At 63.8% G+C, this 20,774-nt stretch carries 25 protein-coding genes; 14 read left to right on the top strand and 11 right to left on the bottom strand.

Going from position 1 to position 20,774, the window contains the following annotated elements; translation table 11 throughout:
• The 3 genes from ACTS1Z_RS03450 to ACTS1Z_RS03440 all read right to left on the bottom strand — a co-directional run bounded on the left by ACTS1Z_RS03450 (nt 1) and on the right by ACTS1Z_RS03440 (nt 3,538).
• Nucleotides 1-1,101: an isoaspartyl peptidase/L-asparaginase family protein gene (locus tag ACTS1Z_RS03450; RefSeq protein ID WP_442623039.1), complete on the bottom strand. Its 1,101-nt coding sequence runs from the start codon at nt 1,099-1,101 to the stop codon at nt 1-3.
• Nucleotides 1,102-1,123: 22 nt separating this feature from the next.
• Nucleotides 1,124-2,647 (bottom strand): acyl-CoA carboxylase subunit beta, encoded by a 1,524-nt coding sequence (locus ACTS1Z_RS03445; RefSeq protein ID WP_442623038.1) that lies wholly within the window; start codon nt 2,645-2,647, stop codon nt 1,124-1,126.
• 225 nt (nt 2,648-2,872) lie between these two features.
• Entirely contained in the window at nt 2,873-3,538 is a 666-nt protein-coding gene (locus ACTS1Z_RS03440) for an SDR family oxidoreductase (RefSeq protein ID WP_442623037.1), read from the bottom strand.
• Between the two features lie 66 nt (nt 3,539-3,604).
• Between ACTS1Z_RS03440 and ACTS1Z_RS03435 the strand changes: the two genes are divergently transcribed.
• Complete coding sequence (locus ACTS1Z_RS03435) at nt 3,605-4,069, top strand: GNAT family N-acetyltransferase (protein WP_442623036.1); 465 nt, start codon at nt 3,605-3,607, stop codon at nt 4,067-4,069.
• Between the two features lie 64 nt (nt 4,070-4,133).
• Here the strand turns inward: ACTS1Z_RS03435 and ACTS1Z_RS03430 are convergent, their stop codons facing one another.
• Nucleotides 4,134-4,808: an OmpW/AlkL family protein gene (locus tag ACTS1Z_RS03430; RefSeq protein WP_442623035.1), complete on the bottom strand. Its 675-nt coding sequence runs from the start codon at nt 4,806-4,808 to the stop codon at nt 4,134-4,136.
• 217 nt (nt 4,809-5,025) lie between these two features.
• Between ACTS1Z_RS03430 and ispG the strand changes: the two genes are divergently transcribed.
• From ispG to ACTS1Z_RS03405, 5 genes are read left to right on the top strand one after another with little or no spacing between them, the layout of a single operon-like run.
• Nucleotides 5,026-6,150, top strand: coding sequence for a flavodoxin-dependent (E)-4-hydroxy-3-methylbut-2-enyl-diphosphate synthase (gene ispG / locus ACTS1Z_RS03425; protein WP_442623034.1), 1,125 nt, complete (start codon nt 5,026-5,028; stop codon nt 6,148-6,150).
• Nucleotides 6,131-6,397: a hypothetical protein gene (locus tag ACTS1Z_RS03420; RefSeq protein ID WP_442623033.1), complete on the top strand. Its 267-nt coding sequence runs from the start codon at nt 6,131-6,133 to the stop codon at nt 6,395-6,397. Before ispG ends, ACTS1Z_RS03420 begins: the two co-directional genes overlap by 20 nt.
• Nucleotides 6,394-6,708, top strand: a complete 315-nt coding sequence (locus ACTS1Z_RS03415) for a hypothetical protein (RefSeq protein ID WP_442623032.1) — start codon at nt 6,394-6,396, stop codon at nt 6,706-6,708. The genes ACTS1Z_RS03420 and ACTS1Z_RS03415 overlap by 4 nt, the downstream gene beginning before the upstream one ends.
• Before the next feature lie 52 nt (nt 6,709-6,760).
• Nucleotides 6,761-8,194: an NAD(P)-binding protein gene (locus ACTS1Z_RS03410; RefSeq protein WP_442623031.1), complete on the top strand. Its 1,434-nt coding sequence runs from the start codon at nt 6,761-6,763 to the stop codon at nt 8,192-8,194.
• Between the two features lie 2 nt (nt 8,195-8,196).
• Nucleotides 8,197-8,697 carry a thioredoxin family protein gene (locus tag ACTS1Z_RS03405; RefSeq protein WP_442623030.1) on the top strand — a complete coding sequence of 167 codons (501 nt, stop codon included), beginning with the start codon at nt 8,197-8,199 and terminating at the stop codon, nt 8,695-8,697.
• Between the two features lie 17 nt (nt 8,698-8,714).
• Here ACTS1Z_RS03405 and ACTS1Z_RS03400 read toward each other — a convergent pair whose 3' ends face one another.
• Nucleotides 8,715-9,212, bottom strand: coding sequence for an RrF2 family transcriptional regulator (locus ACTS1Z_RS03400; protein WP_442623029.1), 498 nt, complete (start codon nt 9,210-9,212; stop codon nt 8,715-8,717).
• 142 nt (nt 9,213-9,354) lie between these two features.
• Here ACTS1Z_RS03400 and ACTS1Z_RS03395 point away from each other — a divergent pair, with 142 nt between their 5' ends.
• Nucleotides 9,355-10,284 (top strand): hypothetical protein, encoded by a 930-nt coding sequence (locus ACTS1Z_RS03395; protein WP_442623028.1) that lies wholly within the window; start codon nt 9,355-9,357, stop codon nt 10,282-10,284.
• A 4-nt stretch (nt 10,285-10,288) separates the two neighbouring features.
• Here ACTS1Z_RS03395 and ACTS1Z_RS03390 read toward each other — a convergent pair whose 3' ends face one another.
• Nucleotides 10,289-10,702, bottom strand: a complete 414-nt coding sequence (locus tag ACTS1Z_RS03390) for a PaaI family thioesterase (RefSeq protein ID WP_442623027.1) — start codon at nt 10,700-10,702, stop codon at nt 10,289-10,291.
• A 25-nt stretch (nt 10,703-10,727) separates the two neighbouring features.
• The gene (locus tag ACTS1Z_RS03385) at nt 10,728-11,222 is read right to left on the bottom strand and encodes a hypothetical protein (protein WP_442623026.1); all 495 of its coding nucleotides are present in this window, start codon (nt 11,220-11,222) and stop codon (nt 10,728-10,730) included.
• A 65-nt stretch (nt 11,223-11,287) separates the two neighbouring features.
• On the opposite strand from ACTS1Z_RS03385, the gene ACTS1Z_RS03380 reads away from it, so the two are divergent.
• Together ACTS1Z_RS03380 and ACTS1Z_RS03375 are read left to right on the top strand one after the other, a co-directional pair.
• Entirely contained in the window at nt 11,288-12,202 is a 915-nt protein-coding gene (locus ACTS1Z_RS03380; RefSeq protein WP_442623025.1) for a DMT family transporter, read from the top strand.
• A gap of 9 nt (nt 12,203-12,211) precedes the next feature.
• On the top strand, nt 12,212-12,577 hold the full coding sequence (locus ACTS1Z_RS03375; RefSeq protein WP_442623024.1) for a TfoX/Sxy family protein: 366 nt from the start codon (nt 12,212-12,214) through the stop codon (nt 12,575-12,577).
• Here the strand turns inward: ACTS1Z_RS03375 and ACTS1Z_RS03370 are convergent.
• Both ACTS1Z_RS03370 and ppa read right to left on the bottom strand, forming a co-directional pair.
• Nucleotides 12,574-13,299, bottom strand: a complete 726-nt coding sequence (locus ACTS1Z_RS03370; RefSeq protein WP_442623023.1) for a hypothetical protein — start codon at nt 13,297-13,299, stop codon at nt 12,574-12,576. The two genes, ACTS1Z_RS03375 and ACTS1Z_RS03370, sit on opposite strands and share 4 nt — an antisense overlap.
• The gene (ppa, locus tag ACTS1Z_RS03365) at nt 13,296-13,829 is read right to left on the bottom strand and encodes an inorganic diphosphatase (protein ID WP_442623022.1); all 534 of its coding nucleotides are present in this window, start codon (nt 13,827-13,829) and stop codon (nt 13,296-13,298) included. The genes ACTS1Z_RS03370 and ppa overlap by 4 nt, the downstream gene beginning before the upstream one ends.
• A 103-nt stretch (nt 13,830-13,932) precedes the next feature.
• Here ppa and hisS point away from each other — a divergent pair, with 103 nt between their 5' ends.
• The 4 genes from hisS to ACTS1Z_RS03345 all read left to right on the top strand — a co-directional run bounded on the left by hisS (nt 13,933) and on the right by ACTS1Z_RS03345 (nt 17,916).
• The gene (gene hisS / locus ACTS1Z_RS03360) at nt 13,933-15,186 is read left to right on the top strand and encodes a histidine--tRNA ligase (RefSeq protein ID WP_442623021.1); all 1,254 of its coding nucleotides are present in this window, start codon (nt 13,933-13,935) and stop codon (nt 15,184-15,186) included.
• The gene (prfA, locus tag ACTS1Z_RS03355; RefSeq protein ID WP_442623020.1) at nt 15,183-16,250 is read left to right on the top strand and encodes a peptide chain release factor 1; all 1,068 of its coding nucleotides are present in this window, start codon (nt 15,183-15,185) and stop codon (nt 16,248-16,250) included. Before hisS ends, prfA begins: the two co-directional genes overlap by 4 nt.
• A 5-nt stretch (nt 16,251-16,255) precedes the next feature.
• A complete protein-coding gene (gene prmC, locus ACTS1Z_RS03350; protein ID WP_442623019.1) occupies nt 16,256-17,074 on the top strand; it encodes a peptide chain release factor N(5)-glutamine methyltransferase in 819 nt (272 codons plus the stop codon).
• Nucleotides 17,075-17,346: 272 nt separating this feature from the next.
• Entirely contained in the window at nt 17,347-17,916 is a 570-nt protein-coding gene (locus tag ACTS1Z_RS03345; protein ID WP_442623018.1) for a DUF4167 domain-containing protein, read from the top strand.
• Here ACTS1Z_RS03345 and ACTS1Z_RS03340 read toward each other — a convergent pair.
• A complete protein-coding gene (locus ACTS1Z_RS03340) occupies nt 17,913-18,224 on the bottom strand; it encodes a hypothetical protein (RefSeq protein WP_442623017.1) in 312 nt (103 codons plus the stop codon). The two genes, ACTS1Z_RS03345 and ACTS1Z_RS03340, sit on opposite strands and share 4 nt — an antisense overlap.
• 119 nt (nt 18,225-18,343) lie before the next feature.
• On the opposite strand from ACTS1Z_RS03340, the gene ACTS1Z_RS03335 reads away from it, so the two are divergent.
• Entirely contained in the window at nt 18,344-18,772 is a 429-nt protein-coding gene (locus ACTS1Z_RS03335) for a CBS domain-containing protein (RefSeq protein WP_442623016.1), read from the top strand.
• A gap of 2 nt (nt 18,773-18,774) precedes the next feature.
• Here ACTS1Z_RS03335 and ACTS1Z_RS03330 read toward each other — a convergent pair whose 3' ends face one another.
• Nucleotides 18,775-20,205: a lipopolysaccharide biosynthesis protein gene (locus ACTS1Z_RS03330; protein WP_442623015.1), complete on the bottom strand. Its 1,431-nt coding sequence runs from the start codon at nt 20,203-20,205 to the stop codon at nt 18,775-18,777.
• Between the last annotated feature and the right edge of the window lie 569 nt (nt 20,206-20,774).

Below are 20,774 nucleotides of genomic sequence, written 5' to 3'. Positions count from 1 at the left end.
CTATTCGTCGCCGTAGATCGCGACGTTCGCGTCCATCTCGCTCGCCGCCATGCCGCGATACATGCCCGGCGTGTTGAAGGAATAGGTGGCCGTGCCCCAGGGCGTGGTGACGATTACGCCGCCCGTGCCGCCCAGCGCGGCCATCTCTCCCATCACCCGGTCGGCGATCTCCTGCACTTCATTCGGCTGCAGGCCGAATTCGCTCGCATGGACATAATATTCGGGGATGCCTTCCGCATCGACCGGCACCGATGCGCGCGCATCGGCAAGGTCCTGCTCGAAGCGAAACCGAATCTGCGCGCAAATCTCGTGTGCCACGCCGACGCGGATGAAATATTCGCCCGTGCCGGTCGCCGAAACCGCGCAGGCCCGGTTATCGGCATAGGTGCCGGCGCCGATAACCGGTGAATCGCCGATCCGGCCCCAGCGCTTTCCCGTCATGCCGCCGGTCGAGGTCCCGGCCGCGACATTGCCGTCCATATCGACGGCGACAGCGCCGACCGTGCCATATTTGAAATCGATATCGTACGCGCTCACTTCCTCGGCTTCGCGGGCGAGAAATTCGTCCAGCTGCTCCCGGCGACGCTCGGTTCCGAACCAGCTGTTATCGACCTGTTCAAGGCCCTGCTCTGCGGAGAATTGATCCGCCCCGCTGCCGCGCAGAAAGACGTGCGGCGATTCTGTCATCACCCGGCGCGCCAGAGTGATCGGATGACGGGTCTGCGATGTGCCGGTTACAGCACCGGCAGAGCGGTCGCGGCCGTCCATGATCGAGGCGTCATGTTCGATAGTGCCGTCATAGGTGAAGACCGCGCCCAGCCCGGCATTGAAGTTCGGATCGTCCTCCAGCACGCGAATGGCCGCTTCGATGGCGTCCAGAGAGGCCCCGCCTTCGCGCAGGATCGCGCTGCCGCTTTCGAGCGCTGCGTTCAGCGCGGCGCGGATCGCTTCATCCTGTTCGGGCGTGAGGCGGTCCCGCTCGATTACGCCCGCGCCGCCGTGGATCACGAGCGTCCAGCGCCCCTGGACGGCGGCAGGTTGCGCCGCCAGCTGGGTTGCCGCGAAAAGGGTCGCGATGGCCAATGCTATTCCTGCGCGCATGTCACTCTCCTCTGCCGTTCGCCTATGCCGATTGTAATTTCCGCCATGCAAGATCGGCGAACTCGCAGAGCAGCGGCCGTGTGTCGCGCGGATCGATGATGTCCTCGACGCTGAACTTTTCGGCCGTGCGGAAGGGCGAGGTTACGGCTTCGAGCTTCGCCTTGATCTCCGCAAGCCGCGCCGCCGGATCGTCGGCGGCTTCGATGTCGGACTTGTAGGCCGCCTCGAGCCCGCCCGCGATCGGCAGCGAGCCCCAGTCGCCGCTCGGCCATGCGAACCGGTACTGGAAGCGTTCGGCATTGCTCATCGCGCTGCCCGCGATTCCGTATGCCCGCCGCACGATCACGCTCGCCCAGGGGACGGTCGCCTTGTAGACGGCGTTCATCGCTTCGACGCCGTACCGGATCGTGCCCGTGCGTTCGGCCTCCACGCCGACCATGAAGCCCGGATTGTCGACAAGGTGAACGACCGGCAGCTTGAACTGCTCGGCCAGTTCGCAGAAGCGTTTCACCTTCTGGCTGGTCAGCGCTTCCCAGGAACCGCCGAGATAGGTCGGGTCGTTGGCGAGGATCGCGACCGGCCAGCCGTCGAGCCGCCCGAAAGCGGTGATCGCCGCACGGCCCCAGCGGCGCCCCATCTCAAACAGGCTGCCCGTGTCGAATACGGCCTCCATCACGGCGCGCATCGAATAGACCTGCTTGTCGTCGCGCGGCACGACGGAGAGCAGCGCTTCCTCGCGCCGGTCGGTGGGATCGTCGTTCGACCAGCGCGCCGCGCGTTCGTTCACATTGCTCGGCAGGTAGGAGAGGAAGCGGCGGGCCGCGGCGAAGGCTTCGTCTTCGTTCGCGACCTCGTCATCGACCACGCCGTTGCGCGTATGGATATCGCTGCCGCCCAGCCCTTCCTTGTCGACATCCTCGCCGATCGCCTGCGCGACGACCGGACCGGCGGCGAATATCTGCGACAGTCCGCGCACCATTACCGAATAATGGCTCGCGACGGTCCGTGCGGCACCCATGCCGGCGGTCGGGCCGAGCGCCAGCGCGACGACCGGCACGGTTTCCTGGTTACGCATGATATCGTCCCAGCCGGGTACGGCGGGCACATAGGTGAAACCCATCGTCTCGAGCGTCTTGACCGAACCGCCGCCGCCCGTGCCGTCGATCATGCGGACGAGCGGGATGCCCATTTCGTGCGCCATCTTCTCGCACTGGACGAATTTGCGGTGGAGCGCCGCGTCCGCCGCGCCGCCGCGCACGGTGAAATCGTCGGCGCTGGCGACGACCGGCCGGCCGTCGATATCGGCGCGGCCGAAGATGAGATTGCTCGGCGCCGCATGGACGAGCTGGTCCTTGTCGTCATACTCGCCGCGCCCGGCGATCTTGCCGATCTCGCGGAAGCTCCCTTCGTCGACGAGGCGTTTTATGCGTTCGCGCGCGTCGAGCTTGCCGCGATTATGCTGGCGGGAGACCTTTTCCGGTCCGCCCATCTCCTCGGCAAAGGCTTCGCGCTGCCGGAGCTCCTCGATTTCCTTCTTCCAGCTCATCGGGGCAGGTTTACACCGAACGCTGTTTTTCTCTTGTGTGACCTTAGGCGCGATCTCTCGGAAAACTGCGGATTCGATCCGCCCGACACGGTTTCGACTGTGACCTTCCGGGTGAGCGTCCGAAGTCGGGAGAAGCTGTAACCGTCCATTGCGGCACCGACCTTAGCGCGAAGCGGGGGCTGTAGGACAGTGCGAATTGGAAGGCGGTCCGCGCAACCGCCTCGATTACCAGGGCAGCTGGCTCCCGTCATAGGCGGTGAAGCGGCCGGTCGATCGCACCGACAGACCGTCGAGCACGGCGCGCATGCCGCTGACGCTGGTTTCCGGGTCGATCGTCGCGTTCGGCCCGCCCATATCGGTCTGCACCCAACCGGGATGGAGGATCGCAACCGCGATCCCGTCATCGCGATAGCGGTTGCTCAACGCCTTCCAGGCGGCGTTCACCGCCGCCTTGGACGAGCGGTAGATGATCGCATTGCTGCCGTTTCCGTCGCCGATACTGCCCATCATGCTGGAGATGACGGCCATCTTCTTCTGGTCGCCGGCCGCGACATTGGGCTTGAGCCGCTCGGCGAGCAGGGTCGGCGCGATAGTGTTGATCTCGAACGTCTTGAGCCAGTCATCCCGGTCGAGATCGTCGCTGCCATAGACCCCGGCATTGTTGATAAAGAGGTCGACCGGGCGATCGCCCAGCGCATCGGCGAACGCATCCACGCTATCGGCATCGGCGACGTCCAGTTGCAGGATCTCGACAGCGCCGATCGCCTTCAGTTCCTCGGCAGAGTCCGGCTCTCGCGCCGTGCCGATCACCGACCATCCGTCGGACGCGTACTGTTTGGCGAATTCGAGGCCGATGCCGCGATTGGCGCCGGTGACGAGAATGGTGGGCATGATGTCTGTCCTTTGCGTTGCGTTCGCTCTTATCGATCCAACAGATCGGCGCTAGGCCTTGTTCCCATGAGCGGTTTCCATATTCGCGAAGACGATCTTTCCGACGCACATGTGCTGGCGCTGCTCGACTATCATCTGGCCGAAATGGTGCGTGTGTCGCCACCCGATGGCGTCAACGCGCTCCCGCTCGCGGGTCTCAAAGCGCCTGGCGTCACATTCTATTCTGCCTGGGATGGAAGCGCGCTGGCCGGATTTGGCGCGCTCAAGCATCTGTCCGCCGGTCATGCCGAGCTCAAATCGATGCGCGCCGCGCCGGATTTTCTCGGCCGGGGTGTGGGGAAAGCGATATTGCGACACCTGATCGCCGAAGCGCGGGCGCGGGGATATGACCGGCTGAGCCTCGAAACCGGGCGCACCGCCGATTATGACGCGGCGCGGGCGCTTTATCGCCGTCATGGATTTGCGGAGTGCCCGCCATTCGGCGGTTATCGGGACGACGGCTTCAGCCAGTGCATGACGCTGCGGCTGTAGCCGTCGCCCCGGAAGTTGCGCGCTCTTCGGGGAGGGAGCGACCGATGCGCGGCGCTATCCGATGTCAGAAGCGGAAGCCGAGGCCCGCGCTCACGACCCAGGGATCGAGATCGTGATCGGTGCGGATCAGCTCCGTGCCGCCGGCCGAGAAGGTGGCGGTCGTACCGATGAAATAGCGCTTCACGTCGACGCCGAAGACCAGCCCGTTATCGTTGAGGTTGAAGTCCGCGCCGGCTTGCAGGGCGACGCCGAATTCGTTGGACAGGTTGACATCGTCGATGCCGAGCGCTGCGGCGCCGGTCCCGACATTCTCGCTGAAGATGAAGAAGAGCGCCGGGCCTGCACCGATATAGGGCCGGACGGCGTCGCCGATCGGGAAGTGTACCTTGGCGGTGACCGTGGCCGGCAGCACGATCGCATCGTCGATCAGCTCGACGCCCGCGAGCGCATTGGTGCCTTCCACGTCATGCGGCGAGATGCAGCAGATGGTTTCGATCGAGAAGGTGTCGGAGATGAAATATTCGGCGGCGATGGTCGGCACGACGCTGTCCGTCACGCGCGTCTGCGATCCCGGCGGCAGGCCGAAATCGTCGCGTTCCACTTCGTCGATATCGCCGCTCGGAAGAATGCCCGTGGCGAATACGCGAAGCTGGACATCGCCAGCCTGCTGCGCGGCGGCGGGCGCGGATACCATGAAGGTGGTCGCCGCGAAGGCGGCGGCGATGGAACGGAATTTCATGTTTATGCCTCGTTGGTTGACGGATTGGGTGTCGCTCTAGCGGACAAATGAGAATTGCGCGCATCGAAAGAAAGGGAGCTGAGTGATAGGTTCTAGCTATGGAAAGCTCTGTAATTCGCGGGTTCGGCGCGGATCGATCTCGGTCCGCGTAAGCGCTCGCGGGTTCGCGGCGCGACAATGCCTTTAATTGGTAATCGTCACGGCCTATACAGCGGCCATGTCCATACGCCCTTGGAGAGATATCGAGCGCCGCCAGTCGCGGCAGATCATGGTCGGCAATGTGCCGGTCGGAGGCGACGCGCCGATCACCGTCCAGACCATGACGAACACGCCGACCTCGGACGTCAAGGCGACGATCGACCAGATCCGCCGGTGCGAGGAGGCGGGCGTCGACATCATCCGCGTCTCCTGCCCGGACGTCGAATCGACGGCTGCCTTCAAACAGATCACGCGCGCGGCCAAGGTGCCCGTCGTCGCCGATATCCACTTCCACTATAAGCGCGCGCTCGAAGCCGCGGATGGCGGGGCGGCGTGCCTCAGGATCAATCCGGGCAATATCGGCAGCGAGGAACGTGTCAAAGAGGTGATTGCGGCGGCCAAGGCCAATGGCTGCGCGATCCGCATCGGCGTCAATGCCGGCAGCCTCGAAAAGCATCTGCTCGAAAAATATGGCGAGCCCTGCCCCGAAGCGCTGGTCGAGAGCGCGCTCGACCATATCAAGATCCTGCAGGATCACGATTTCCACGAGTTCAAGGTTGCGGTGAAGGCGAGCGACGTCTTCCTCGCGGTTGCTGCCTATATGCAGCTCGGCGAAGCCGTCGATTGCCCCTTCCATGTCGGGATTACCGAAGCCGGCGGGCTGATCGGCGGCACGGTGAAATCGGCGATCGGTATCGGCAATCTGCTATGGGCCGGGATCGGCGATACGATCCGCGTTTCGCTGTCGGCGGAACCGGAAGACGAAGTGCGCGTCGGCTATGAGATCCTCAAGAGCCTCGGCGTGCGCACGCGCGGCGTCCGCGTCGTCTCCTGCCCGTCCTGCGCGCGGCAGGGGTTCGACGTCATCCGCACCGTCCAGACGCTCGAGGAACGGCTCCAGCATATCCATACGCCGCTCTCGCTCTCGGTGCTCGGCTGCGTAGTCAACGGACCGGGCGAGGCGCGCGAGACCGATATCGGCATCACCGGCGGCGGCGCGGGCAAGCATATGGTCTATCTCTCCGGCGTCACCGACCACCACGTCCAGGACGGCGACATGATCGACCATATCGTCGCGCTGGTCGAAGCCAAGGCGGCCGAGATCGAAGCCGCCGAAGAAGATCGTGTCGAGGCCGCGGAATAGTCCCGCCGAACCGGTCGAGCGGCTTCCCGCGAAGCAACGTCCTACCTCGCGCGCGCTTGGCGCGGCGGCGGTCGGCGCATTGGCCGTCGGCGCAACGGCTATTGGCGCGCTCGCCATCGGCCGCCTCGCCATCGGTTCGATACGCGCCGGCAATGCGAAGATCGATCGCCTGAGTATCAAGCGCCTCGAAGTCGACGAACTCATTGTGCGCAAGACGGCAGAACCGACTTCCGGCGAGGCTGAATGACGTTCGCCAGTGTGATAGCGGTTCTGCTAGCCGCATCGTCTTCACCGTCGTCCGACTACAACCCGCCAAGGGTTATCGAGATTGCTGGGAATGAATGTTCTGCTCGGATGGACGGTACAGAATATGAAAGCATTGACGAAATCATCGCATGGCTGTCTGGTCAGAGTGAGTTTCAACAGTCCCTGCATCTCGTTGTCGATCCGGAAACGCCATGGAGATGTGTTGGCGGATTAGTCTTCGTGCTGCAGGGTATGGGCTTTGAGATTTCTCCAATGATGGTCGCTTTTCGACCTGCCGAGTCACCGGACTAGGGCATGACAGTCCAAGCTCGCGCTCGGTGCCTCCACTAACTTTAGGAACGCGATGGCCGATTTCGAAACCGATTATCTGATCATTGGCGCGGGCGCGGTCGGGATGGCCTTTGCCGATACGCTGCTCGACGAGACCGACGCGCACATCACCTTCGTGGATCGCCACGCCAAGCCCGGCGGGCATTGGAACGACGCCTATTCCTTCGTCGCGCTGCACCAGCCCTCGGCCTTTTACGGGGTGAACTCGACGCAGCTCGGCCCGCAGGAGAAGGACACGGTCGGCCTCAACAAGGGCTATTACAGTCTCGCGACCGGGTCCGAAGTTGCCGCTTACTACGAAAACGTCATGGCCCGGCGCTTCCTGCCGAGCGGGCGCGTGTCCTATTTCCCGCTCTCCGAATATCTTGGCGATGGGAAGCTAGAATCGATCCTGTCGGGCAAGCGAAGCACCATTGCGATCCGGAAAAAGACCGTCGACGCCACGTACTACGGCACGTCCGTCCCTTCGACGCACACGCCCAAATTCGAGATTGCCGAAGGCGTCCGCCTAGTGCCGCCCAACGCCCTGCCGCAGCTCTGGCAGACGCCGGATGCCGTGCCGTCGCAATTCGTGATCCTCGGCGCAGGCAAGACGGCGATGGATGTCGGCGTCTGGCTCCAACAGGCGGGCGTCGATCCTGCGGCGATCATCTGGGTCCGGCCGCGCGATACCTGGATGCTCAATCGTGGCAAGACCCAGCCGGGCATCGAATTCTTCGACGATACGATCGGCGGGCAGGCCGATATCATGGACGCGCTCGCGAAGGCGGAAGACGCCGACGATCTGTTCGCGCGGCTCGAAAAGGCGGGCGTGATGCTGCGCCTCGATCTCGATGTCTGGCCGACCATGTTTCACTATCCGACGATCTCGGAAGGCGAGGTCGAGATTCTGCGCAGGATCGAGAATATCGTTCGGATGGGCCATGTCCGGCGGATCGAGCCGGGCAGGATGGTCTTCGATGGCGGCGAGGTGGAAACGGCCGGGGATGCGCTCTTCATCGATTGCACGGCGACGGCGGTCGAGCGCCGGCCGGTCGTCCCGCAGTTCCAGGGCGACAGAATCACGCTCCAGATGATCCGCGTGCCCCAGCCTGCCTTCAGCGCGGCGCTCACCGCGTTCATCGAAGCGCATTATGACGACGATGCGACGAAGAACAGCCTCGGCCAGCCCGTCCCGCTGCCCGACGGGATCGATACCTTTCCGCGGGCCAATCTCGTCAACATGATGAACCAGTTCCAATGGTCGCAGCGGCCCGAGCTGCAGGAATGGATGATCAAGGCGCGGCTCGACGGCTTCGGCAAGACGATCGCGGCGGTTTCGCAGGCGGACAGCGCGAAACAGGCTACGCTCAAACGCTTCCGCGACAATGCGCAAGCCGCGATCGCCAACCTGCCCAAGCTGATCGCCCAGGAGGCCAATGAACAAGCGAAAGCGGACGCGGCCTGACGATGGCCGTTCACCGCATTCTGGCGCTGCTGTTCGCCATGGCCGTCCCGATGGCAGGTGCCGTGCCCGTACAGGCAGCCGAGGCCGACCACCCGGAAGCGCGGCCGTATGACGAAAGCCGAGCGGCGATGGTCGACGTCGCGCTGGCGCTGGCCCGCGCGGCGATGAGCCGCAAGCGCGCCATTCTCGTGATGGGCGCCAACTGGTGTCATGACAGCCGCGGCCTTGCCGGCTGGTTCGCCACGCCGCGCTTCGCCGAGATGCTCGGGTCGCGCTACGAGATCGCCTATGTCGATGTCGGTCATCCGCAGGAGGGCGAGGGGCGCAATATCGATATCGCGCAGCGCTTCGGGATCGCGGAGATTGTCGGCACGCCCACCGTGCTGGTCCTATCGCCCGAAGGCGCGCTGCTCAACGCGGAAACCGCGCCGACCTGGCGGAATGCCGCCAGCCGATCCGAGGACGATATTTTCGGGTATTTCGCGGCTTTCACGCCCGAATAACGCACCGCGGCCCCGTATCAGCCGAGCGCGACGGCCTCTGCCTCCAACCAGCGCCCGACATCGCGCAGATGGTCTGGCGGCGAGTCGGCGAGCACGCCCGCCGCGATGTCGACCAGCGACACGCTTTGCAGATGGTCGCGAAACGCCGCTTCCGCTGCGTGAAAGGCCGCGGCGATCGCGCATTTCTGCCGGCACTGGTCGGGCGTTGCGCCGCACGGCCCGTTCTGGCGGATTTCGGTGCAGGTGAAGGCCGGTCTGTCGCCCTCGATTGCGCGCATGACGTCCCATAGGGTGATTGCGTCCGCCGATCTGGCGAGCCGATAGCCGCCATTCTTGCCGCGTGCCGTATGTACGATGCCGGCCTTGCTCAACGCCTGCATCTGCTTGGCCATATAGGCTTTCGGAACGCCGTGATAGCGGGCCAGCGCCTCCGCGCGCAGCCCGGTGCCGGGGGGCAGTCCGCACATCAGCGCAGCCGCGTGCGCGGCCCATTCGACGCCCTTCGATATCTGCATGGTCGCTCGGCTCCCGCTCTTTGGGACAGTTGATGTCCGAATATAATCGCCGCGCGCCGATTATCCATGTCCGCCCGACGCGAGCGATTATTGACAGGTTTCTTATAATCGGACAATAGATATCCGAATAAGGAGAATTGCCATGTCCGGGCCGTACGATACGCTCGACCGCGTCGCGCAGATCATCATCGCGCTGGTCGCCCTGTTTGCGCTGGCCAATGGCGGGTTCATGCTGCTCGAGCCGCTAGACTGGTATTATGCGATACCCACCGTGCCGCCGACCGGCCCGGCGAACACGCATTTCATCGCCGATATCGGCCTTGCCTATCTGAGTTCGGCGGTCATTCTGGCCTATGCGGCCCGGAATCCGAAGATGCGCTGGATGGCCGCGCTGGCGGGGACATTGTGGCTGCTCGTCCATGGCTTCCTGCATATCTACGAGCTGATCGTCGGCATCTGCTCACCCGATCGCTTCGTGCAGGATATGCCCGGGGTGCTCGGTCCGCCCGTGCTGGTGCTCGTTGCCCTGGCCATCCTCTTCGTGCGGCAGAAGATCGCGCCGGCCGGCCTGCCGAAGCGCGCCTTTCTTGCCGCTGTCGACCGGATGAGCCCCGATGAGAGCCAGTATATGCACGAGGTCGCCCGCGCGCCCGGCCATGCGCTGGAAAAGTTCATGCACTTCATGCCGGCCAGCAATCATCGCGAGCGGTCGCCCGCATCGCTGTTCGCCGTCGCCCGGATCGGTGCGGTGCTGGTCGAGGATTGCGGACCCTGCGCGCTGACGGCCGCACGCGGCAGCCGCATGGATGGCGTTTCCCGCGACATTCTGAACGCGGCGCTCGCGGGCGGTAGCGATTTGCCGGAGGACGAGGCGCTCGCCTTCCGCTTCGGCGCCGCGATCGCGCGGCAGGATGCGGAGCTCGACACGCTCGGCGAAGAGATAGAGGCCCGGTTCGGTCGGACGGTCCGGCTCGAACTCGCCATGACCGCCGCCATGGTCCGCGTCTATCCGGCGATGAAGCGCGGCCTCGGACTGGCCAAGGCCTGCGCCGCGACGAAGCTGACCGTCTAGCCGGCTAGACTTTTTTCGTCGTCTGCACCCGGAAGATCGCGCCGGCCAAGGCGCAGACCTCGCCATCGGCGAGCACCCGGCCCTGCGCGCTGTCGATATTGCTGCCCGGCTTGAGGAACGTCGTCTCGAATTCCAGCCACTGGCCGATTCTCGCTGGACGCACGAAATCGAGATGCAGGCTGATGGTGACGAGGCCGGAGACGTTTTCGTGGCGCGCCGCGCAGGAGAGCCCCATCGCATTGTCGGCCAGCGCGCTGATCAGGCCGCCATGTACGAAGCCGCGAGAGTTGCAGTGCTGGGTATCCGCTTCGATCCCGATGATGACCGCGTCCTCGGTGCGTTTCGAATAGAGCGGCTCCCAGGGATCGGTCAGCGGGCTTTTGCGAAAATGCGGCTTGAAGCCGGGCGGTACGGACATCCGTGATTTCCTTGCAGGCGGCGGATCAGAAATAGATGTCGATATAGTCGGTCAGGTTATCGCACCATTCGAATTCGCGCATCCGCCAATAGCGCCGGTTCTGGGTGATCGCGAAGCGCGATCGGCCCGTCTTGATGCAATGGCGCTCGGCATCGGGCGCGCCGCTGATCACGATGCGGCCGTCGAGGATGAAATAGTCGCTGCCGATCTCCGCGATATCGCCGGTGACGGAAACGAACGCATCGCCATCGGCGGCGAACTGCACGCCGCTAATGTGGACCGTATCGCCCCGGTCGGCGACCGACACATGACCGCGCCGCGCCCCCGCGCGTTCGTCGGGATAAGTGAAGTTGATCCATTGCAGCGTGATGCCGCTATTGCCGCGCAGCCGGGCGAGCGCCGTCGCATCGTTGACCATAGTCTGCGCCACCGGCCGTTCGCGCACGTTTTCACTCGCCGGTTGCGCGAGCACCGCCGCCGGAATGACCGCCATCGCGGCGGCCGCTATCACCTGTTTCACGATCCTCGTCTCCCCTCGCAATTTTCGTTCGCGCCCCGTCCCGCCCTTTTCTATAGGAATCAGCCGTGACCGACCACAGCGCATCCGAAACAGGTTCGATCCTTTTGCCGATATTGGCGGTGCTCACCGGCCTCGCCTTCTTCTCGGCAATGGACGCGGTGATGAAGGACCTGTCGATCGCGCTCGGCGCCTATAACGCGGTGCTGTGGCGCTATGCTGCGGGGGTGTTGCTCGTGTCGCTGATCTATTTCAGCCGGCGGCGCAAACGGCCGAGCCGGGCGGCGATGCGGCTTTATCTTATCCGCGGCGTGTTGATCGCCGTGATGGCGTTTCTCTTCTTCTGGGGGCTGGTGCGCGTGCCCTTGGCCGAGGGGGTGGCGCTCTCCTTCATCGCGCCGCTCATGGCGCTGTATCTGGCTGCTGCGCTACTCAAGGAAAGGATCGGCAAGAATGCGATCATCGCCTCGCTGCTCGGCATCGGCGGCGTGGTCGTGATCGTGCTCGGCAAGATGGGCAGCGAATTCGGGCCGGAGGCGCAATGGGGCGTCGCCGCGATCCTGCTCTCGGCCAGCGCCTATGCCTATAACCTCGTCCTGCAGCGGCAGATGGCGCTGATCGCAGGGCCGATGGAGATCGCCTTTTTCCAGAACATGATCGTCTCTATCTGCCTGTTGCTGGTCGCGCCGTTCTTCGCCGTAGTGCCCGCTATCGGCCACTGGCCCGCGCTGACCGGCGCGGCGGCGCTGGCGATCGTATCGCTGCTGCTCGTTACCTGGGGCTATGCGCGGGCCGAGGCGCAATATCTGGTGAGCCTCGAATATAGCGCCTTTATCTGGGCGGCGATCTTCGGCTGGTATTTCTTCGGCGAGGCGCTGACCTGGATGACGGTGGCCGGCACGGTGCTGATCGTGGCGGGATGCCTGCTGGTCGCCTGGCGGCGGCCGAAAAAGGCGAAGACGGTGGAGGCGGCGGTTGCGTGAGATTGACGCATGAGCGTGGACGAGGGACTGGTCGACTGGGTCGCCGAATGCCTGGAGCCGATGGGCCGGGTGACGATGCGCAAGATGATGGGCGGCGCCACGCTTTATTGCGACGGCATTATTTTCGCGCTGATCGACGAAGGCGATCTCTATCTGAAGAGCGATGCCGTCAATGAGGCCGCGTTCGAAGCCGAAGGGCTCGGCAAGTTCGAATTCACCGGCAAGGACGGCAAGATAGCAACGATGAATTACCGCCGCGCGCCGCTCGACGTCTATGACGATCCCGATGCGATGCGGGACTGGGCGCGGCTCGGCATCGAGGCGGGCGAGCGCGCGCCCAAAAAGAAACCGCGCAAAAAGACGCCGAAGCCCTAATCGACGGAGCGGATGTCCGCGACCAGCGCGCGCGGATTCATGCGGACGATGGCGTAAAGGAAAGCGACAACGAACAGCGCGAGCCAGGCGATGGCCGATCCCTGGATCGTGATTGCGCCATAGGCGTCGTCGAAGATGAGCGCCGTCGTTCCGACCCCGCCCAGCGCCACGATGGCGCCGAACAGATAGCCGATGCCGCGATGCCGCGTCAGCAGAACGCCGATGCAGATCGCGCCGATGCCGAGCAACGCGAACTTGGCGCGCACGGCGGGGATCAGCCAGTTGATCTGCCCCTGGGTGCCCGGCAGGTCGCCCATGATCATGAAGAGCCAGAAGCCCTCAAGCTGGTCGAACAGCGCGGCGGCGGCGACGGCCGCGATGCCGATCGAGGCCAGCGATCCGCCATAGCCGCGCAGGGCGAGCAGGGCGCAAATGAGGAATGCCGCATAAGCCGGAATGAAGATCAGCGCATCGACCCAGGTCGCGTGGCGCATCGCGGCGGTGAAGGGTTCGGTGCAGGGCGGCGCGCCGAACAGCGCGGCGACGTCGGCGGGCGTGCGTACAAGCTCGAATGCCATGATTGATCCGAGAGCGATATCGTCTGCTTCGGATGCGCAGCCCTCAAGGCCCGGGTACATGTCGAAGTAAACCGCGACCGCTATCACGATCAGCCCGGCGCCCGCGCAGCGCCACCACCAGCCGCGTTCGATGGCGGGCATCATTCGGCGTTACCCGCCCGCTCGATGCTTTCGACGACGACCTTGCGCGCCTCTTCCGCATCGCCCCATTTGCCGACGCGGACCCATTTCTCGGCTTCGAGATCTTTGTAGTGGGTGAAGAAATGCTCGATCTGCTGCATAACGATTTCGGGGAGATCGCCGCCCTCGCCGACCTTGCGATAATAAGGGAAGGTCGAATCGATCGGCACGCAAAGCAGTTTCTCGTCGCCGCCATGCTCGTCCTCGAGGTTAAGCACCGCGATCGGGCGTGAGCGGACGACGCAGCCCGGCATGAAGGGCGATCGCGCGACGACCAGCGCATCGAGCGGATCGCCGTCCGGCGACAAGGTGTGCGGGATAAAGCCGTAATTGGCCGGATAGCGCATCGGCGTGTGGAGGATACGGTCGACGAACAGGGCTCCGCTCGCCTTGTCGAACTCGTACTTCACCGGCTCGCCGCCGACCGGCACCTCGATGATCACGTTGAGATTTTCGGGCGGATTGTCGCCCGTCGGGATCTGGTCGATGTTCATGCGCTTCGCCTTACCTTATCTCGGAATTTCCCTCTCGGAAAATCGCCGCTCCTGCCCGCTCCCTATTCCCCTACCGCGTCAAAATGCTCTAGGGGAGCCGCCCATGGGAAATAAAGCGCGAAAAGATACGCCGCATGCCATTCGCGGTACGCAGGATATGCTGGGCGAAGAGGCCGAGCGGTTCGCCTATGTCGTCGATACGTTCGATCGGGTTCGCCGGCTCTACGGTTTCGGCCGGGTAGAGGTGCCCGTGTTCGAGGCGACTTCCGTTTTCGCGCGCTCGCTCGGCGAGACGACCGATGTCGTTTCGAAGGAAATGTACACGTTCGAGGATCGCGGCGGGGACTCGCTGACGCTGCGGCCTGAATTCACGGCCGGCATCGCGCGGGCGTATCTCACGAACGGCTGGCAGCAATATGTGCCGCTCAAGGTCGCGACGCACGGGCCGCTGTTCCGTTACGAGCGCCCGCAAAAGGGCCGCTTCCGGCAATTCCACCAGCTCGATGCCGAGATTATCGGTGCGGCCGAACCGGCGGCCGATGTCGAATTGCTGGTGATGGCCGATCAGCTGCTCAAGGAACTGGGCGTTGCCGACGGCGTGACGCTGCAACTCAACACGCTCGGCGACAGCGCGACCCGCGAAGCGTGGCGCGATGCGCTGGTCGCGCATTTCGAGGCGCACAAAGGCGATCTTTCCGAAGACAGTCAGGAAAGGCTCGAACGCAACCCGCTGCGCATCCTCGATAGCAAGGACAAGCGCGACCGGCCGATAGCCGATGCCGCACCGTCGATAGACGATGTGATGAGCGATGAGGCGGCGGATTTCTTTGCACAGGTGACGGCGGGTCTGGATGCGGCGGGCGTCGCCTGGGAGCGTAACGCGCGGCTGGTCCGCGGCCTCGACTATTATCGCCACACGGCCTTCGAGTTCGTGACGGATCGATTGGGCGCACAGGGCACGGTGCTTGGCGGCGGGCGCTATGACGGGTTGATCGAGGCGCTGGGGGGACCGGAAACTCCAGCGGTCGGCTGGGCGGCCGGGATCGAGCGGCTGGCGATGTTGATCGATACACCCGAACACGAATTTGACGTTGTGCTCGCGGTTGACGACGACCGCGCTCTGGCAGAGGCGTCTCAGCTGCTGGCACTTTTTCGCGATGCCGGCTTGTCAACATATTCGATTACGCATGGGTCGCCACGAAAGCGCTCTGACAAGGCAGCCAAAATTCCTGCGAAGACGCATGTGGCAGTTTGGTTGGAAGAGAGCGGTAACTTGGCGATCAAGCACAGAACAGAACCCAACACTCCATTCTACGATCAGATAAATTCGATAACGCTGCAAATGTATCAGAAATGACCACCATTTCCCCCGACCGTATCGACGCGATTCTCTCGCGGCATGAAGAGCTGCAAGGGCAGATGGCGGCCGGCGATCTCGCGCCGGACAAGTTCGTCGAACTCTCCAAGGAATATTCGGAGCTGGAGCCGGTGGCCGAGTCCGCGCGTGAACTCCGGCGGCTGCGCGAGGAGCTGGCGGCGCTCGACGAGATGCTCGCCGATCCCGAAATGAAGGAGATGGCGGAGCTCGAGGCGGAAGAACTCAAGGCCGCGATCCCCGATGCCGAGCGCGCGCTGGCCGTGAAGCTGCTGCCCAAGGATTCCGCTGACGACCGGCCCGCCATGCTCGAAGTGCGTGCGGGCACGGGCGGCGACGAGGCGGCGCTGTTCGCGGGCGATCTGCTGCGTATGTATCAGCGCTATGCCGAGGAACAGGGCTGGGGCTTCGAGCTGATCTCGGCCAGCGCCTCGGACGCCGGCGGTTACAAGGAGGCAGTGGCGAACGTCACCGGCAAGGGCGTGTTCGCCAAGCTCAAATTCGAAAGCGGCGTGCATCGCGTCCAGCGTGTGCCTGTCACCGAAAGCGGCGGGCGCATCCATACGTCCGCCGCGACGGTCGCCGTGCTGCCCGAGCCCGAAGAGGTCGATATCCAGATCGACGAGAGTGATCTGCGCATCGATGTGTTCCGCGCCTCGGGCCCGGGCGGCCAGTCCGTCAACACGACCGACAGTGCGGTGCGGATCACCCATATCCCGACCGGTATCGTCGTTTCGCAGCAGGACGAGAAATCGCAGCACAAGAACCGGCAGAAGGGCATGAAGGTGCTGCGTGCGCGGCTTTACGAGCATGAACGCGCCAAGGCCGAGGCCGAATATGCGGGCGCGCGCAAGTCGATGGTGGGCTCGGGCGACCGCTCGGAACGCATCCGCACCTACAATTTCCCGCAAGGGCGCGTGACCGATCACCGCATCAACCTGACGCTGCATGCGCTGCCGCAGATTCTCGAGGGCCAGCTCGGCGAACTGGTCGGCGCGCTGATCGCCGAGGACGAGGCCGAGCGGCTCGCCCATATCGCGGAATGAGCGGCATGACCGTGCGTGACGCACTGCGCGCGGCGACGGCGACGCTATCCGCCACCAGCGACAGCGCACGGCTCGATGCCGAGCTGCTGATGGCGCATGCGCTGGATATGGAGCGCGAGGCGATGCTGCTCGGGCATCTCGATGCGGAAGTGCCGGAGACTTTCGATGCGCTTGTCGCCCGGCGCGCCGGGCGCGAGCCGCTCGCCTATATCGTCGGCCATCGCGAATTCTGGAGTTTGGATTTCACCGTCGGCCCCGGCGTCCTGATTCCCCGTCCCGATAGCGAGACACTGATCGAGGCCGCGCTGCGCGCCCGCGCCGGGCGCCCGCCCGCTACAATTCTCGACCTGGGAACCGGCTCCGGCGCGCTGCTGCTCGCGGCGCTGTCCGAATGGCCGGACGCGCTCGGCCTCGGGATAGATCGCTCGGAGACCGCGCTCGGCTATGCGTGGCGGAATGCCGAACGGCTCGGGCTTTCGGACCGCGCGCAGTTCCGGCGCGGAAACTGGGGCGAGGGCGAAACCGGCCGCTTCGACCTGATCCTGTGCAATCCGCCCTATGTCGAGCCCGATGCCGATTTGAGCCCGGATATCGCCGATTTCGAGCCGGATGGCGCGCTGTTCGCGGCCGATGGCGGGCTTGCCGACTATCGCGCGATCGTTCCCCAGCTGCGCAATCTGCTCGTCGATGGCGGTGTCGCCTGCCTCGAACTGGGCGCCGGACAAGCGGCAGAAGTCGCGCGCCTATGCGCCGAACAGGGGCTTGAAACGGCGGTTGCGCGCGATTTGGCGGGTCATGAGCGCTGCCTCATTATCCACAATTAGTCTGGCGCCCGGCTATTATTTTGCTTGCAATTGCCAAAACGTAGCGGATATGGCCGGTGATGGAACGAAGGTTCCGGCAGCACACAGCGTTGAAACCTTCACACCATGATCCCCATCGTCATACCGCTGATGTCCGGCGGTGCTGGCACCAGGGCCGGTTCGTCCGGACCTTAGGGATATGTATCCGAGCGGCCGGGATGGGCCCGGCCGGCTAAGCGAAGCGCGGGGGCGCGCTTTTTACGGAAACAAGGGACTGAGGATTTTTTACCTTGATGAACAACCGTAGCTCAGGTCGCCGGCGCAGCCGTGGCGGTCGGTCCAACAATCGCGGGCCTAATGACGGAAACCGGCTGGACAACCGCGCACGCGGCAACGCCAACCAGCTCTGCGAGAAGTACAAGTCGATGGCGCGCGACGCCCATCAGCAGGGCGACCGGGTGATGAACGAATATTATCTCCAGTTCGCCGACCATTATTTTCGCGTGCTGACCGAGACGAACCTGCGCAAGGAAGAGCAGAAGCGCGAGCGCGAGGAGAACAAGGCGAAGCGGCGCGCGGACAATGAAGGCGACAATCAGAAGGCCGGTGGCGACGATCGCCAGAAAGACGACAAGCCGAAGAAGCGGCAATCGAGCCGCAAGAAGGACGAGGCCGGGTCGAACGATGACGGCCAGAGCATCGAGGCCGATCGGCTGCCTGCGGCGATCTCGGTCGATGCGAGCGAAGGGGACGGGCAGGATGCTGCCGAGACGATGAACGGCGGCGGCGAGAAAAAGCCGGCCCGGCGGACGCGTTCGCGCAAGCCCGCGGAAGACGACAAAGGCGCGGGCGCGGAAGCCTAACGGCTATTGTTGCGCCGGGCGAGGCTGTCCTTGCCCTGTTCGTCGACCACTTCGTCATGGCCTGAGCCCGAACTCAGAAACACCAGCCCCATCAGCGCGGCCGCCATGAACACGGTCAGCCCGACGCCGAACGCCGTCGCCAGCGCGACCGCGATGGTCAGCCCGCCGCCATAGACATGCATCCAGGCTAGCGCCGCCACAGCCGCCGCGGCCGATGCGAGCGCCATCCATTTGAGCATTGCCCGAAAGCGCCGCCAGACAAAGGCGGAATATTCGGTGTCGTCGAGTGTCGGCTTGGATTCGGTCACCCGCTTCATCTGGCAACGGCCCCGCCGCGCATCAAGCCGCATCGTGCCCGGAAATGGCGGCCAGCTTCCAATTTTGCGCGAAAAGGCGCATCATCGATGGGTCGATTGGGAGAGTCGCAATGACAGTCAGCCTCATCCTGGAGAATCGCGGGCAAGACACCGTGACCGCCGGTCCGGACATGAAAGTCTGCGACGTCGTGAAGCTTTTTGCCGAAAAGCGCATCGGCGCGGTGCCGATCATCGATGGCGGCAAGGTGGTCGGGATCATGTCGGAACGCGATCTCGTCCATCTCGTGGCGCGCGACGGGAAGGACGGTCTCGACAGGAAAGTATCGGAAGTGATGACCTCGCCGCCGATAACCGTCGACCCGAACTACGCGATACTTTCGGCGCTCGGCCTGATGACGCGCCGGCGCGTCCGTCACCTGCCCGTGGTCGAGGATGGCCGGCTGGTAGGCTTCATCTCGATCGGCGACCTGGTGAAGCATCGGATGGACCGCATCGAGCAGGATGCCCAGGCGATGCGCGACTATATCCAGGCGGTCTGAATTCAGGCGGGCGCAGTCTGACGCCGGACGATAAGATCCCACATTTCGGCGACGAGTTCGCGCGCGAACAGCAGGAGCAGCGCCGCATAGGCCGCCATGCCGGCGCCCGCCAGCACGAGCAGGCGCATCAACGGCGATAGCGGCGGCAGCAGCGCATCGATGCCGACGACGATGATCGCCATGGCGAGCGACGCGGACAGGCCGGGCAACACGGCACCGGCGAGCTGGCGCAGCGACACGCCGATCGTCGGCATGGACATCGCCATGGTGACGCAGGTGAGGATCGGCATCGCGATCAGCCAGGCCCATGCAAGGCCGATGATCCCGTAGCTGACGCCCAGCAGGAATCCCGTCGCCATGATAATGGCACCACAGATGCTAATCCGCACGGATATACCCGGGCGGCCGAGCGCATTGATTGCGGGCTCGAAAAGAATCTGGAGCGTCATGAAGGGCATGGCGAACGCGAGCAGCGAAACGATCGGGATTATCTCCAGCCATTGCTCGCCGAGGATCGCCTGGACCAGCGGTTCGGCCGTAATCGCGAGGCCGAAATAGAAGGGCAGAGTGGCCGTGAGGATCAGCCGCGCCGAATTGGCGAAGGCGGGCCCGAGCGGGCGCTTCTCCCGGTGCATGGTCGAGTAGGCGGCGAACGCCACATCGTTGAGCGGTGGCACGAATTTGGAAACGAGGATCTGCGCGAGGAACAATGAGGTCGTGTAGAGGCCGATATCATAGGCTTCGTAGATCCGGCCGGCGATGAAGATGTCCGACTGGCTCTGCAGGAACCAGAAGAATTGGGTGACAGTCAGCGCGCCGCCGAACCCGATAATCGCACTCGCGCCGCGGAAGGAAAAGCTCGGCCAGATCAGCGACCGTGCGGCGACGGTCATGCAGGTGGCGCGCACGGCGAACATCACGATCGGGCTGAAGACGAGCGTCCAGACGCCATAGCCCATGACCGCCATGGTCAGTGCCGTCGCCGCGCCCGCGACCGAGCCGATCAGATTGGCGATCGCCAGTTTGCGATATTCGAGCTCGCGGCTGAGGATGGCGAAGGGCAGGGCGAGGAACGGCGTGATGAAATAGAGCAGGGTCTGCACGCGCAATATCTCGACCAGCTCGGGCTGTTTGAAATAGGCGGCCGCGAGCGGCGCGATCAGGAACTGGATACCGGCCAGCGTGACGTTGATCAGAATCAGCAGGCCGAAGACTTGGCGCAGCTCTTTCTTGCTGACCGATTCGCGTTGGATCAGCGAGCTGGCGAATCCGAATCCTTCCATCAGGCTCAGAAAGATGACGACGAGCGCGGCCATCGCGACGAGACCGTAATCCTCGGGACTGAGGAGACGGATGACGAGAAAGGTCGTCGCCCAGGTAATCATCTGCGCGACGATCTGGCTGCCCGAGCGCCAGAAAACGGCGCTGCGCACGCGATCCCGCAGGGATGCGGGAACTTTCTGTTCCGAGATGTCGACCAAGCCCAGCCATTCCTTTGCGGTTAGCGCTTGGTTAAGCCCTAGCGGAACAAGGTATATGAGCCGTAAACCGGGGTTTCCGGAAGCGATGCAATTTTTTTGAAATAAAATTGCACAGAGGGTGTTGACCGAATCCTACAGCCCGCATATATGGCTGCTTCCCGACGCGGTAACGGGCACTGCCCCGCGACCCCACTGGGGACATTTCTTGTAAACGGTACCACCGTCTCCCTCTGCTACTCGTAGGGGACAGGAATTGTCGGCTCTTTGACATTGTTAGTTTGAATGAAGGGACATGTGGGCGGCGGCCCCGGTCCGGAGAGCTCAAGGCTCCGGTAACCGGTATAGCTAAGTCGTTCTATGCATGTCCTATTCACGTATCCATTACGTAATTAAGATTTGTGCAGGAACGGCTCCTAGAGATCGTCTTGGATGTGCGCGGCCTTTGGCACGTGGCGTCCTGGATGAACATCAACTTGAGAGTTTGATCCTGGCTCAGAACGAACGCTGGCGGCAGGCCTAAC

The organism is Parasphingopyxis sp. (assembly GCF_052168295.1).
Taxonomy (GTDB): Bacteria; Pseudomonadota; Alphaproteobacteria; order Sphingomonadales; family Sphingomonadaceae; genus Parasphingopyxis.
Note: the sequence above shows the minus strand (reverse complement) of the source record. Positions and strands in the feature narration are given on the sequence as shown.

Bases quoted from the DNA above. Each gene is read 5' to 3' on its own strand.
- ACTS1Z_RS03450 (WP_442623039.1), bottom strand. From the start codon at position 1,101: ATGCGCGCAGGAATAGCATTGGCCATCGCGACCCTTTTCGCGGCAACC.
- ACTS1Z_RS03445 (WP_442623038.1), bottom strand. From the start codon at position 2,647: ATGAGCTGGAAGAAGGAAATCGAGGAGCTCCGGCAGCGCGAAGCCTTT.
- ACTS1Z_RS03440 (WP_442623037.1), bottom strand. From the start codon at position 3,538: ATGCCCACCATTCTCGTCACCGGCGCCAATCGCGGCATCGGCCTCGAA.
- ACTS1Z_RS03435 (WP_442623036.1), top strand. From the start codon at position 3,605: ATGAGCGGTTTCCATATTCGCGAAGACGATCTTTCCGACGCACATGTG.
- ACTS1Z_RS03430 (WP_442623035.1), bottom strand. From the start codon at position 4,808: ATGAAATTCCGTTCCATCGCCGCCGCCTTCGCGGCGACCACCTTCATG.
- ispG (WP_442623034.1), top strand. From the start codon at position 5,026: ATGTCCATACGCCCTTGGAGAGATATCGAGCGCCGCCAGTCGCGGCAG.
- ACTS1Z_RS03415 (WP_442623032.1), top strand. From the start codon at position 6,394: ATGACGTTCGCCAGTGTGATAGCGGTTCTGCTAGCCGCATCGTCTTCA.
- ACTS1Z_RS03410 (WP_442623031.1), top strand. From the start codon at position 6,761: ATGGCCGATTTCGAAACCGATTATCTGATCATTGGCGCGGGCGCGGTC.
- ACTS1Z_RS03405 (WP_442623030.1), top strand. From the start codon at position 8,197: ATGGCCGTTCACCGCATTCTGGCGCTGCTGTTCGCCATGGCCGTCCCG.
- ACTS1Z_RS03400 (WP_442623029.1), bottom strand. From the start codon at position 9,212: ATGCAGATATCGAAGGGCGTCGAATGGGCCGCGCACGCGGCTGCGCTG.
- ACTS1Z_RS03395 (WP_442623028.1), top strand. From the start codon at position 9,355: ATGTCCGGGCCGTACGATACGCTCGACCGCGTCGCGCAGATCATCATC.
- ACTS1Z_RS03390 (WP_442623027.1), bottom strand. From the start codon at position 10,702: ATGTCCGTACCGCCCGGCTTCAAGCCGCATTTTCGCAAAAGCCCGCTG.
- ACTS1Z_RS03375 (WP_442623024.1), top strand. From the start codon at position 12,212: ATGAGCGTGGACGAGGGACTGGTCGACTGGGTCGCCGAATGCCTGGAG.
- ACTS1Z_RS03370 (WP_442623023.1), bottom strand. From the start codon at position 13,299: ATGATGCCCGCCATCGAACGCGGCTGGTGGTGGCGCTGCGCGGGCGCC.
- ppa (WP_442623022.1), bottom strand. From the start codon at position 13,829: ATGAACATCGACCAGATCCCGACGGGCGACAATCCGCCCGAAAATCTC.
- hisS (WP_442623021.1), top strand. From the start codon at position 13,933: ATGGGAAATAAAGCGCGAAAAGATACGCCGCATGCCATTCGCGGTACG.
- prfA (WP_442623020.1), top strand. From the start codon at position 15,183: ATGACCACCATTTCCCCCGACCGTATCGACGCGATTCTCTCGCGGCAT.
- prmC (WP_442623019.1), top strand. From the start codon at position 16,256: ATGACCGTGCGTGACGCACTGCGCGCGGCGACGGCGACGCTATCCGCC.
- ACTS1Z_RS03345 (WP_442623018.1), top strand. From the start codon at position 17,347: ATGAACAACCGTAGCTCAGGTCGCCGGCGCAGCCGTGGCGGTCGGTCC.
- ACTS1Z_RS03335 (WP_442623016.1), top strand. From the start codon at position 18,344: ATGACAGTCAGCCTCATCCTGGAGAATCGCGGGCAAGACACCGTGACC.